The following is a 12,211-nucleotide window of genomic DNA, read 5'->3' as shown; positions in this document are numbered from 1 at the left end:
TACCTTTACGGCATGTCTTTGAAAGAGCACGACCCGATGGCCAGTCCTCCCAAGACCGCACCATCTGGAAGCCCCGTCTTTCCGCTTGGATTGCCCGACGGCAGCCGCAACGCGCTCGCCGATTGGGCGATCTTCCTCGATATCGACGGAACCCTGCTCGATATCGCCGAAACACCCGGGACGGTGCGGGTTCCGGAAGGGCTTATTCAGAACCTCGCCACCCTCTCGCACAAGCTCGACGGCGCGCTGGCGCTGGTCACCGGCCGTTCCATCGCTTTCGTCGACGAGATCTTTCGCGGCGCGCGCTTTCCCGTGGCGGGCCTGCATGGCGCCGAACGGCGCGATCCGACCGGCCGCACCAGCCATATCGAGCTCACGCCGGATTTCCTGCGGGCGAAGGGTGCGTTGAAGAAGCGGGCGCGCGACTGGCCGGAGATCCTCGTCGAGGACAAGCATGCGGCAATCGCCGTGCATTACCGCCAGGCGCCGCAATTCGAGCCAGACATGCAGAAGCTCATGCGCGAGATCGCCGAAATCGCCGGTCCCCAATGGACCCTGCAGCAGGGCAAGCTGGTCACGGAACTGCGGCCCGCCGCGCATGATAAGGGCTATGCGCTTGCAGCCTACATGGCCGGCCCGCCCTTTTCCGCGAGGCGGCCGCTCGCCTTCGGCGACGATGTGACGGATGAGTCGATGTTCAAGGCGGCCAATGCCGCTAACGGCCTCTCGGTGAAGATCGGTTCTCCGGCAGAGAAGGTCTCCTCGGCAAAACTATATATGGAATCCCCCGCCACCCTGCGATCGTGGCTATCGGAAATTGCGCAATGAACAATCCGGATATTTTGATGAATAATTCTCCTCTCGATCTCAAGCAGCTTCCCTCGCTCGATCTGGGTGTGATCGGCAATTCCGCCGCCGCCGCGCTCATCGACCGCTATGGCAAATTCGTCTGGATGTGCACGCCGCGTCTCGACGGTGATCCGATCTTCTGCAGCCTTTTGGGCCAGGGCAATCCCGAGCAGGAAGGGGGCGACTGGGCGATCGAGATCGACAATCTCGTATCGAGCCAGCAGAGCTATATACGCAACACGGCCGTGCTCGAAACGGTGCTGACCGACGAAAAGGGCAACAGCCTGCGCATCCGCGATTTCGCCCCCCGTTTCAAGCATCACGACCGCATCTTCCGGCCGATGGCCATCATCAGGCTGGTGGAGCCTGTTGTCGGCACCCCGCGCATGACGATGCGCCTGCGCCCGCGCTATAATTACGGCGCCAATATTCCCGACACGACGCGCGGCTCCAACCATCTGCGCTTCCTGATGGGCCCGCAGGTGGTCCGCCTCACCACGGATGCACCCATAACCTTCGTCCAGGAAGAAATGCCCTTCATCGTCGACCGGCCCTATGCCTTCGTTTTGGGGCCTGACGAGACATTGCAGGAATCGCCGATGCGCGTGGCGAAGGATTTCCTCAATGAAACCCGTGAATATTGGATCGAATGGGTGCGCTATCTCTCACTGCCGGTGGACTGGCAGGACGTCGTCATCCGCGCGGCGATCACGCTGAAGCTCTGCGCCAATGAGGAGACCGGCGGCATCGTCGCCGCACTCACCACGTCCATTCCCGAATATGGCGCAAGCGGGCGCACATGGGATTACCGCTTCTGCTGGCTGAGGGATTCCTATTTCACGGTCAAGGCGCTGAACCGGCTGGGAGCGACCAAGACCATGGAGGATTACCTGCGCTATGTCACCAACATCGCCGCCGGCTCCCCCGACGGCTATCTCCAGCCGCTGTTCGGGCTCGGCCTCGAACGCCGGTTCGACGAGGAGTTGATGGCGAGCCTCCCCGGCTATCGCAATCTCGGGCCGGTGCGCAGCGGCAACGCCGCCTATCTGCAGGTGCAGAATGATGGCTATGGCTCGGTCATCCTCGCCATCGCGCAATGCTTCTTCGACGAGCGGCTGCCGACCATGGGTGACGAGGCACTGTTCCGCAGCCTCGAGCCGCTGGGCGAGCAGGCCGCGGCGCGCTGGAATCAGCCCGATGCCGGCCTGTGGGAGTTCCGCACCCGCAACGGCGTCCACACCCATTCCAGCGTCATGTGCTGGGCCGCCTGCGACCGGCTTTCGCGCATCGCCGCCAAGCTCGGCATAGAGGATCGCGCCGCCCATTGGCGCCAGGTCGCCCAGGCGATCCGCGAGGAGACGCTCGCCCGCGCATGGAACGCCGAGAAGGGATATTTCGCCTCCGCCTTCGACGGCGAGGATCTCGATGCCAGCCTGCTGCTGATGCCGGAGGTCGGCATATTGCCGGCGTCCGATCCGCGGTTTCTCGCAACGCTCGACGCGGTTGAAAAATATCTGCGTTTCGGCAATCATCTCTACAGATACCGCACGCCGGACGATTTCGGCGAGCCGGAGACTGCCTTCACGGCCTGCACCTTCTGGCTGATCGAGGCGTTGTCCCGCGCAGGGCGCACCGAAGATGCCCGCGCCGTTTTCGAGGAAGTGCTGGAGCACCGCAATCATCTGGGGCTGCTGTCGGAGGGACTGCATGTCGAGACCGGAGAATTGTGGGGCAATTTTCCGCAGACCTACTCCATGGTCGGCCTCATTAACGCCGCCATGCATCTTTCGCGCTCATGGGAGGACGTATTATGAGCCGACTTGTCGTCATATCGAACCGGGTGCCGCTCCCGGATAAAAGCGGCACCGCCCCCGCAGGTGGCCTTGCCGTCGCGCTTCAGGCAGCACTTGAGGAGCGCGGCGGCGTATGGATGGGCTGGTCGGGCAAGTCGATATCCGCCCGCGAAAAGCCGGGCATCAATATTCAAGAGCATGGCAAAATCACTTATGCCCTGGTCGATCTGAGCCGCAAGGATGTCGACGAATATTATGCGGGCTTCGCCAACCGCGTTCTCTGGCCGCTGTGCCACTACCGCCTGGACTTGACCGAATATGCGCGCAAGGACATGGCGGGATATTTCCGGGTCAACCGTCTCTTCGCCCATCACCTCGCCCCGCTCGTCAAGTCGGACGATATGATCTGGGTGCATGATTACCACCTTATCCCGCTCGCTTCGGAATTGCGCCAGATGGGGCTGAAGAATCGCATCGGCTTCTTCCTGCATATCCCGTGGCCGCCGGCGGATGTGCTGTTCACGCTTCCCGTCCATGAAACGATCATGCGCGGGCTTGCCTCCTATGACGTGATCGGCTTCCAGACCAGCCACGATGTCGAGAATTTCGCGGGATGCCTCAAGCGTGAGGGTATCGGCCGGGAAATCGGGAATGGCCTTTTCGAGGCTTATGGCCATGTCTTCCGGGCCGAAGTGTTCCCGATCGCCATCGATACATCAGCCTTCGCCCATGTCGCGCAGAACGCGCAGCGCCATGCCATGGTGCAGCGTATGCAGAAGAGCCTCGGCGAGCGCGACCTGATCATCGGTGTCGACCGGCTCGATTATTCCAAGGGCATCACCAACCGCATCGAGGCCTTCGAGCATTTCATCACCAACAATCCCGGCAGCCAGGGCAAGGTGACCTTCCTGCAGATCACGCCGAAATCCCGTTCCGAAGTGCCGGAATATGAGGATATGCAGCGCACGGTGGCCGAGCTTGCGGGTCGGGTGAACGGCGCCGTCAGCGCGGTCGACTGGGTGCCGATCCGCTATGTCAACCGTTCCATTGGCCGCAATGTGCTCGCCGGTCTTTATCGTATGGCGAAGGTCGGATTGGTGACGCCGCTTCGCGACGGCATGAACCTTGTCGCCAAGGAGTATGTCGCGGCCCAGCGCGCCGAGGATCCGGGTGTCCTCATCCTGTCGCGCTTCGCCGGCGCCGCGCGCGAGCTCGACGGCGCGCTGCTGGTCAATCCCTATGATATCGAGGCGGTGTCGAACGCCATCGCCCGCGCGCTTTCCATGCCGCTCGAAGCGCGTCGCGAGCGCTGGAACCAGATGATGCCGCATCTCCTGGAGCACGACGTCTCCCGCTGGTGCGAGGATTTCCTCCAAGTGCTCGCCGCCGAACCTGGAGGTACGACGGGAGCCGATCAGGCCGCTTGAGCCGTTTGGCCCGTGCAGATTCCAAAAGGCCCGCTTGTTTGCGGGCCTTTTCTCCTTTAGGCGGTTGGTTCCATGAAGATTCTCGCTGTCGATACCGCCGCCAATCTTTGCGCCGCCGCCGTCTATGATGCGGAGGACGGGCGCGTGCTTGCCGCCGTCAGCGAGAATATCGGCAAGGGTCATGCCGAAGTGCTGATGGGCTATATCGAGCGTGCGCTGGGTGAAGCACAGACGGATTTTGCCGAAATCGGCCGTATCGCGGTCAATGTCGGGCCAGGATCTTTTACAGGCGTGCGCATCGGCGTTTCGGCGGCGCGCGGCTTCGCGCTGGCGCTTGATTGCCCCGCCATCGGCGTCACCGCTTTCGAGGCCCTGGCGCTGGAAGCGCGCGACGCGCATCCGGGCGAGCCGGTTCTCGTGGCGGTCGATGCCCATCGTGGTGAAATCTATGCCCAAGCCTTCGGGCCGGATGGCAAAGCCGCGGGCGAGCCGCTGGCGGGACAGCCGGATGACGTGCTGGCGCTTCTGTCGCGACTGTCGCAAAAACCCGTATTGACCGGTTCGGCGGCAGGGATCATCAACGAAAAGCTGGGTGGAACTCGGCTTGCCGTCGTAAGCGAAGCCGCCACCGGCGACATAGCCACCTTTGCGCGGATCGCCGCCCGGCGAGAGCCCGGAGAGGCGCCGAAGCCGCTCTATCTGCGCGGCCCCGATGCCAAGCCGCAGACCGGCTTTGCCCTGCCACGGAAGAGTGCGTCATGATCAGCCTCTCCTTCGGCAGTTTCGGGCGCAGGAACTTCACCGTCGAGCCGCTTGCGGCAAGCGACTGCACGCATCTCCACCACATCCATACCCAGACCTTCCGGCATCCCTGGAGCGAGGAGGATTTCCACGCGCTTATCGGGCAGGATACCGTCTTCGGCTTTGTCGCTCGCGAGGAGGGGCAGCCGGGAAGCGCTGCGGGTTTCGTGCTGGCGCGTCTCGTCCTGGACGAGGCGGAGATATTGACCATCGCGGTTTCGCCTGATGTGCAGCGAAAGGGTGTGGGACATGCGCTGATGGACGCGGTTCTGCGCCATCTCCATGGCGAGCGGGCGCGCAGCCTGTTTCTGGAGGTCGATCAGGCCAATGTCGCCGCGCAGGCGCTCTATCGCCGCCTCGGCTTTGTCAAGGTCGGCGACCGTCCGGCCTATTACCAGACCGAAGGGGGCCGGTCGGCGGCGCTCATCCTGCGCCGCGATTTGGGCAGCCCGGCCTGATGCGATGATGACCGGTCTGCGCATAGCGATTGTCCTCGCCGGCTTTGCGGCGCTAATTCTGGCGGTGGTGCCGTTCCAGTACCTTTTCCTGAAAACCGGATCGGCGCTCAAGGACCGTCTACCGCGCTTTTTTCACCGCATCCTGGCCCGGCTTCTCGGCTTTCGCGTCCATGTCCATGGCAAAATGACCCGGGATCGCCCGCTGCTTCTCGCGTCGAACCATATATCGTGGAGCGACATCGTCGTTCTGTCCACAGTGGGGGATGTCTCCTTCATCGCCAAAACGCAAGTGCGCGACTGGCCGTTCTTCGGCAGTTTGGCCGTCTTGCAACGATCCGTCTTCGTCGAGCGTGAACGGCGCGGCAAGACGGGCAAGCAGGCGTCCGAAATCGCCACACGGCTGGCGGCGGGCGATGTCATGGTGCTTTTCGCGGAAGGGACCACATCGGATGGAAATCGCGTCCTGCCGTTCAAGAGCTCGCTGTTCGGCGCGGCGAGCGCCGCGATCCGTGAAGCCGGCGTCGAGACGGTGACGGTTCAGCCGGTGGCGATCGCCTATACCAGGCTTCACGGTATGCCAATGGGCCGCTATCTTCGCCCTGTCGCCTCTTGGCCGGGCGATGTCGAATTACTGCCGCATCTGAAAGGTATCCTGAAAGAAGGTGCGATCGACGTTGACATACGCTTCGGCGAGCCCGTCGTGATCCGGTCGGACTCGGATCGCAAGGCGCTCGCCCGCACCATGGAGAAGCGGGTGCGCGCCATGCTCCAGACCTCGCTCATGGGACGGCAGGTGGAAAGCGAAGAATAGCGGCACCCCATGCAACCTATTCTCAATCGCGCCGAAAAGCGCTAAAAGCCCCCCAATGAAGGACAAAAACACTCTCCCGATCCACCAAGCCGCCGATGCGGCGCCGGTGTCCAATGCCCGCAAGGTCTTCGTCAAGACCTATGGCTGCCAGATGAACGTCTATGACAGCCAGCGCATGGCTGACAGCCTGGCCGAGCAGGGCTATGTCTCCACGGAGACACCCGAAGACGCCGATCTGGTGCTGCTCAATACCTGCCATATCCGCGAGAAGGCGTCGGAGAAGCTCTATTCGGCGTTGGGCCGCCTGCGCAAGATGAAGGACGAACGCGCCGCGGATGGCCGGGAGATGCTGATCGGCGTCGCCGGCTGTGTGGCGCAGGCCGAAGGTGAGGAGATCATCCGGCGCGCGCCATCGGTCGACCTCGTCATCGGGCCGCAGACCTATCACCGCCTGCCTGAGGCGTTGACCCGTGTCGGTCGCGGCGAGAAGGTGGTCGAGACCGAATATGCAATCGAGGACAAGTTCGCGCATCTGCCCGCGCCGAAACGGGAACAGGTGAGAAGCCGTGGCGTCTCGGCCTTCCTGACGGTTCAGGAAGGTTGCGACAAATTCTGCACCTTCTGCGTGGTGCCCTATACGCGCGGCTCGGAAATCTCCCGCCCGGTTTCGCAGATCGTCGCCGAGGCAGAAAAGCTCGCCGCCGCCGGCGTGCGCGAATTGACCCTGCTCGGCCAGAACGTCAACGCCTGGCATGGCGAAGGCGGGGATGGACGTGAATGGGGGCTGGGCGAGCTCCTGTTCCGCCTGGCGGAAATTCCCGGCATCGCCCGGCTGCGCTACACCACCAGCCACCCGCGCGATATGGACGACGCGCTGATATCGGCCCATCGCGATCTGGACCAGCTGATGCCCTATCTGCACCTGCCGGTGCAGGCGGGTTCTGACCGTATCCTCAAGGCCATGAACCGCAAGCATACAGCCGCCGATTATCTAAGGCTCGTCGAGCGCATCCGCGCCGCACGCCCCGATATTGCGCTTTCCGGTGACTTCATCGTCGGTTTTCCGGGCGAGACGGAGGAAGATTTCGAGGCGACAATGCGGCTGGTGCGGGAGGTCACCTATGCACAGGCTTATTCCTTCAAATATTCGCCGCGTCCCGGCACGCCGGGCGCCGATTTGCCCGATCATGTCGATGAGGCGGTCAAGGATGACCGGCTGCAGCGGCTTCAGGCGTTGTTGACCGAACAGCAATACGCCTTCCAGCGCGGCATGGTCGGCCGCAGCATGAATGTGCTGCTTGAAAAGCCCGGCCGCCTGCCGGGCCAGATGGTTGGCCGCTCGCCTTGGCTGCTACCCGTAATTGTTGGTGAAAACCCCGGAGAAATCGGCGACATTATCGATGTACGAATCATCGCCACCGGAACCAACAGCCTTGTGGCCGAGGCGGTGGCGGCGGAAAGCGCCTCTGTGGCGTTAGAGACTATCAATGCCTGAGATCCATTCATGAGGAGAGCCGGTTGAACGCCACCGAAAAGCTGAAATCAGCCCCCGCCGGGGCCTCGGACATGGCGCATATCGTACTGACATTCGACAACAACCGGCTGGCCAGCGCGCTCTTCGGCCAGTTTGACGAAAATCTCGCCCGTATCGAGCAGAAGCTCGGCGTCGACGTGCGCTCGAAGGGTAACCAGCTTTCGATCCGCGGCGAGCCGGGGGCGACAGAGCAGGCGCGACGCACGCTCGACCAGCTCTATAGCCTCGTGCAGAAGGGGCACGAGCTCTCCGTCTCCGACGTCGACGGCGCGATCCGCATGGCGATCGCCGCCGACGATCAGCTGACGCTGCCGACGATGGAAAACAAGAGCAAGCAGGCCGCCGCCCAGATATCGACCCGCAAGAAGACCATTTTCGCCCGCACGCCGACGCAGGACGCCTATATGCGGGCGCTCGACCGTTCGGAGCTGGTGTTCGGCGTCGGCCCGGCCGGCACCGGCAAGACCTATCTGGCCGTCGCCCATGCCGCCATGCTTCTGGAGCGCGGTCTGGTGGAGCGTATCATCCTGTCGCGTCCGGCGGTGGAGGCGGGCGAGCGGCTCGGCTTCCTGCCCGGCGACATGAAGGAGAAGGTCGATCCCTATCTGCGCCCCCTCTATGACGCGCTCTATGACATGATGCCGGCCGACAAGGTCGAGCGGGCGCTGACGGCGGGGGTCATCGAGATCGCGCCACTCGCTTTCATGCGTGGCCGCACGCTGGCCCACGCCGCGGTCATCCTCGACGAGGCGCAGAACACGACATCCATGCAGATGAAGATGTTCCTGACCCGTCTTGGCGAAAATGCCCGGATGATTGTTACCGGCGATCCGAGCCAGATCGATCTGCCACCCGGCCAGAAATCCGGCCTTGTTGATGCGCTGCGCATCCTCGACGGCGTACCGGGGATCGTCACCGTGCGCTTCAGCGAGGCGGATGTCGTGCGTCATCCCCTGGTGGCGGCGATCGTCACCGCCTATGACCGGGATGGGAAAGGACATGCGAAGACGTGACCGGGTGCCGTCTTTCGCGGGACAGAACGATTTGATCGATATCGATATTCTGATTGAGACGGAAGGCTGGCCGGACGAAGCGGCGCTGCGCCAGCTTGCCGAGCGCGCCGTTGCCGCTGCCTGGCAGGCACTGGGGCATGGCGAGGCGGAGACGGAGCTCAGCATCGTCTTTACCGACGATGCCTCGATCCGCGAGCTCAATGCCGGGTGGCGGGGCAAGGACAAGCCGACCAATGTGTTGTCCTTTCCGGCCTTCCCCGTGAAGGCCGGCCAGCGGCCGGGACCGATGCTGGGCGATATCGTCATCGCGCGCGAAACGGTGGAGCGCGAGGCGGCACTGGAAATGAAGCCGTTCGATCACCATCTCACGCATCTGGTAGTGCACGGCTTTCTGCATCTCCTCGGCTATGATCACGAGGACGATGAAGAGGCGGAGGAGATGGAAGGCTGGGAGCGCCGGATCCTTCAAGCGCTTGCCATTCCCGATCCTTATGCTGTATCCCAGAAGGACGATGAAACCGATTGACCATGCCTGACCTTACAGACCAACCTCCGCCTGCTGCCGAAGCCGCGCAGGCAAACGATGCCGAAGAGCAGAGTACGCAGCGGCCGCTGGCGGCCGAAAAGCGATCACTCCTTTCAGGTATTTTCCCCTTCCTCCGTTCCCGGCAGGGCCATTCCCTTCGCAAGGATCTCGCCGAAGCCCTTTCGGACAAGGCAAGCACTGATGCGGCGTTCTCGCCTGAGGAACGCGCCATGCTGCACAACATCCTGCGGCTGCGGGAGATCCGCGTCGAGGATGTGATGATCCCGCGTTCCGATATCGAGGCGGTCGAGATCGCCACGACGCTCGGCGAGGTGCTGGAACTGTTCGAGAAGTCCGGCCATTCGCGCATGCCGGTCTATTGCGAAACGCTCGATGATCCGCGCGGCATGATCCACATCCGCGACGTGCTGGGCCATATCACCCGTCTAGCCCGCCAGAAGAACGGCCGCCGTCCCGCCGCTCAGCGCAAGAATGGCGCCACCCCGCCGAAGACCGTGTTCAAGACGGCGAAGCTCGATTTGAGCCGTGTCGACCTTGACAAGTCCATCAGCGAACTCAACGTGATGCGCAAGGTGCTGTTTGTGCCGCCTTCCATGCAGGCGAGCAGCCTGATGGCGCGGATGCAGGCGAGCCGCATCCAGATGGCACTCGTCATCGATGAATATGGCGGTACCGACGGGCTGGTTTCGCTCGAGGACATCGTCGAAATGGTGGTCGGCGATATCGAGGACGAGCATGACGACGAGGAAGTCATGATCGCCGAGGAAGCGGACGGCGTTTTCATCGTCGATGCCCGTGCCGATCTCGAGGAGCTTGCCGAGAGGATCGGCCCGAAATTCGTCGTCGGCGAGCATGGCGAGGATGTCGATACGGTCGGCGGTCTGATCTTTTCGGTTCTGGGCCGCATCCCCATCCGCGGCGAGGTGGTCCAGGCGGTGCCGGACTTCGAATTCCATGTGCTGGAGGCCGATCCCCGCCGCATCCGCAAGGTGCGCATCGTGCCGCTGCGCACCGCCGAACGCCGCCGCCGTCCGCTTCGCCCGGTCAAGGCGGAGCCGGATGCCGAAAGTGCAGCGGCCAAAGGTGAGGGATAGCGACCCGTTTCTGCCGACGATTGGCAGAAGACGGCAGCGCTGTTAGGGTTGATCGATGGAATCCGCTGTCGCCTTCTTTACTCCCCTTGGGGGAAATGGCCGGCAGACCAGAGGGGGATGAATGACAGGGGCGGATATTCCCATCCTCCGGAAAGATCCGGCGAAACCCTCCGGGCCATTGATCGGGCGACTTTCCAGCAGGATCATATTGCTGAGCGGATGGCGGCGCGCGCTTGCGGCGTTTCTTGCCGGAGCGCTGGCGACGCTGGCTCTGCCGCCTTATGATTTCTTTGCCGTCTGTCTGATCTCGTTTCCGGTCCTCGTCTGTCTGATCGACGGTGCCGTCGATAGTGCTGATGGCGGCTGGCTGCGGCGCGCGCTGCCGGCTGCGATCGTCGGCTGGTGGTTCGGCTTCGGCTATTTCGTGGCCGGGCTCTGGTGGATCGGCGGCGCGCTTCTCATCGACGCGCAGAATTTCGCCTGGGCGCTGCCGCTCGCGATCCTCGGGCTGCCGGCTTTTCTGGCTTTCTTCTATGCGCTGGCCGTGCTGATTGCCCGTCTTCTCTGGTCGGACGGGCTGGGCCGCATTTTCGCGCTCGCTTTCGGCTTCGGCATCGCCGAATGGCTGCGCTCTTTCGTTCTGACGGGCTTTCCCTGGAATGCCATCGGCTATGCCGCAATGCCCGTACCGCTCCTGATGCAGTCCGATGCGGTGGTCGGTCTCTACGCCATGAACGCGCTTGCCGTCCTCGTCTTCGCCTCGCCGGCGCTTCTCGCCGACAGGCGGCATCGCCGGGCAGGGCTATCGCTGGCGCTGGCGCTCGTTGTCGCCCATGTCGGGTTCGGCTTCTACCGGCTGCACAATGCGCCAACGGTTGCCGAGGAGGCCGCCGGCAACGGCGTGCGCGTGCGCATCGTCCAGCCGTCGATCGCCCAGACCGCGAAATGGGACAATGCTTCCCGCCGCGCCATCTTCGACAAGCACATCGCGCTGACCGAAACGCCGCCGCAACCGGGAGAGCCGAAGCCCGCCATCGTCGTCTGGCCGGAAACCTCCATCCCCTACATATTGACCGAAACGCCCGAGGCGCTGGCGCGCATTGGAGAAGCCTTGTCGGAAGGCCAGGTACTGCTGGCCGGCGTCGTGCGCGAGGAGCAGGGGGCCGGCGACGCCGAGCCGCTCTATTACAATTCCATCTATACCATCAACGATCGGGGCGAGATCACCGATGCGGTGGACAAGGTGCATCTCGTGCCCTTCGGCGAGTATCTGCCCCTGGAGAAATGGTTGCGGGGATTGGGCCTCCAGGAGGTGGTAGAAATGCCCGGCGGCTTCACCAGGGCGACGAGCCGCCGATCGCTCAGGGTGAATAACGCCTTGGCCTTCCTGCCGCTCATTTGCTACGAGGCGATCTTCCCTTCCGAACTGGCTTATAGTGGGCCGAGAGCCGCCGCGATCCTCAATGTGACGAACGATGCCTGGTACGGCGACACGCCCGGACCGTATCAGCATTTCCGCCAGGCGCAGCTACGCGCGGTTGAGCAGGGATTGCCCCTGATACGCGCTGCAAACAACGGCTTATCGGCGATCGTCGATCCCTATGGACGAATCACCGACGGCCTCTCGCTCAATGCCGTAGGCGTCATCGATGCTTCCCTACCGTCAGGAGTTGACCCGTTTTGGGGCACCCCTCCCGGCCCGATGCAGACATGGGGGATTTTAACACTCTTGCTTGCCATTTCCTGCGGTTTTGCAGTGTTTTCCGGCAGGCGTTTCGATTGACATCGCATATTTGATACTATGTTATGCGGCCGCGACAAATGTTCCAGAATTCATTTGTCCGACTACCTCCCAGACAGTAGTATTTTGACCTGTTCGCCGCA

Annotated in this window: 11 protein-coding genes; all 11 read left to right on the top strand. The window is 62.9% G+C overall.

Annotated features, from left to right (window positions below):
* Positions 1 to 36 precede the first annotated feature (36 nt).
* Positions 37 to 828: a trehalose-phosphatase gene (gene otsB, locus ATN84_RS04860; RefSeq protein WP_153020091.1), complete on the top strand. Its 792-nt coding sequence runs from the start codon at positions 37 to 39 to the stop codon at positions 826 to 828.
* A 17-nt stretch (positions 829 to 845) separates the two neighbouring features.
* Positions 846 to 2,663, top strand: a complete 1,818-nt coding sequence (locus ATN84_RS04855) for a glycoside hydrolase family 15 protein (RefSeq protein WP_068880900.1) — start codon at positions 846 to 848, stop codon at positions 2,661 to 2,663.
* Complete coding sequence (otsA, locus tag ATN84_RS04850) at positions 2,660 to 4,069, top strand: alpha,alpha-trehalose-phosphate synthase (UDP-forming) (protein WP_068880334.1); 1,410 nt, start codon at positions 2,660 to 2,662, stop codon at positions 4,067 to 4,069. The genes ATN84_RS04855 and otsA overlap by 4 nt, the downstream gene beginning before the upstream one ends.
* 72 nt (positions 4,070 to 4,141) lie before the next feature.
* Complete coding sequence (gene tsaB, locus ATN84_RS04845; protein WP_068880333.1) at positions 4,142 to 4,831, top strand: tRNA (adenosine(37)-N6)-threonylcarbamoyltransferase complex dimerization subunit type 1 TsaB; 690 nt, start codon at positions 4,142 to 4,144, stop codon at positions 4,829 to 4,831.
* Entirely contained in the window at positions 4,828 to 5,328 is a 501-nt protein-coding gene (rimI, locus tag ATN84_RS04840; protein WP_068880332.1) for a ribosomal protein S18-alanine N-acetyltransferase, read from the top strand. The genes tsaB and rimI overlap by 4 nt, the downstream gene beginning before the upstream one ends.
* Positions 5,329 to 5,332: 4 nt before the next feature.
* Complete coding sequence (gene olsA, locus ATN84_RS04835; protein WP_068880331.1) at positions 5,333 to 6,139, top strand: lyso-ornithine lipid O-acyltransferase; 807 nt, start codon at positions 5,333 to 5,335, stop codon at positions 6,137 to 6,139.
* Between the two features lie 55 nt (positions 6,140 to 6,194).
* The gene (gene miaB, locus ATN84_RS04830; RefSeq protein WP_068880330.1) at positions 6,195 to 7,634 is read left to right on the top strand and encodes a tRNA (N6-isopentenyl adenosine(37)-C2)-methylthiotransferase MiaB; all 1,440 of its coding nucleotides are present in this window, start codon (positions 6,195 to 6,197) and stop codon (positions 7,632 to 7,634) included.
* A 23-nt stretch (positions 7,635 to 7,657) separates the two neighbouring features.
* Complete coding sequence (locus ATN84_RS04825; RefSeq protein WP_425287367.1) at positions 7,658 to 8,686, top strand: PhoH family protein; 1,029 nt, start codon at positions 7,658 to 7,660, stop codon at positions 8,684 to 8,686.
* Positions 8,673 to 9,212: an rRNA maturation RNase YbeY gene (gene ybeY, locus ATN84_RS04820; RefSeq protein ID WP_068880329.1), complete on the top strand. Its 540-nt coding sequence runs from the start codon at positions 8,673 to 8,675 to the stop codon at positions 9,210 to 9,212. Before ATN84_RS04825 ends, ybeY begins: the two co-directional genes overlap by 14 nt.
* A gap of 2 nt (positions 9,213 to 9,214) precedes the next feature.
* Entirely contained in the window at positions 9,215 to 10,327 is a 1,113-nt protein-coding gene (locus tag ATN84_RS04815; RefSeq protein WP_068880328.1) for a hemolysin family protein, read from the top strand.
* Positions 10,328 to 10,505: 178 nt separating this feature from the next.
* Positions 10,506 to 12,110 (top strand): apolipoprotein N-acyltransferase, encoded by a 1,605-nt coding sequence (gene lnt / locus ATN84_RS04810; protein ID WP_068880898.1) that lies wholly within the window; start codon positions 10,506 to 10,508, stop codon positions 12,108 to 12,110.
* Positions 12,111 to 12,211 lie beyond the last annotated feature (101 nt).

Source organism: Paramesorhizobium deserti (genome assembly GCF_001558695.1).
Taxonomy (GTDB): Bacteria; Pseudomonadota; Alphaproteobacteria; order Rhizobiales; family Rhizobiaceae; genus Paramesorhizobium; species Paramesorhizobium deserti.
This window is presented reverse-complemented; position numbering and strand designations above follow the sequence as displayed.

Coding starts and splice junctions, on each gene's coding strand:
- olsA (WP_068880331.1), top strand. CDS start 5,333: ATGATGACCGGTCTGCGCATAGCGATTGTCCTCGCCGGCTTTGCGGCG.
- ATN84_RS04815 (WP_068880328.1), top strand. CDS start 9,215: ATGCCTGACCTTACAGACCAACCTCCGCCTGCTGCCGAAGCCGCGCAG.
- otsA (WP_068880334.1), top strand. CDS start 2,660: ATGAGCCGACTTGTCGTCATATCGAACCGGGTGCCGCTCCCGGATAAA.
- otsB (WP_153020091.1), top strand. CDS start 37: ATGGCCAGTCCTCCCAAGACCGCACCATCTGGAAGCCCCGTCTTTCCG.
- miaB (WP_068880330.1), top strand. CDS start 6,195: ATGAAGGACAAAAACACTCTCCCGATCCACCAAGCCGCCGATGCGGCG.
- ATN84_RS04855 (WP_068880900.1), top strand. CDS start 846: ATGAATAATTCTCCTCTCGATCTCAAGCAGCTTCCCTCGCTCGATCTG.
- ybeY (WP_068880329.1), top strand. CDS start 8,673: ATGCGAAGACGTGACCGGGTGCCGTCTTTCGCGGGACAGAACGATTTG.
- tsaB (WP_068880333.1), top strand. CDS start 4,142: ATGAAGATTCTCGCTGTCGATACCGCCGCCAATCTTTGCGCCGCCGCC.
- rimI (WP_068880332.1), top strand. CDS start 4,828: ATGATCAGCCTCTCCTTCGGCAGTTTCGGGCGCAGGAACTTCACCGTC.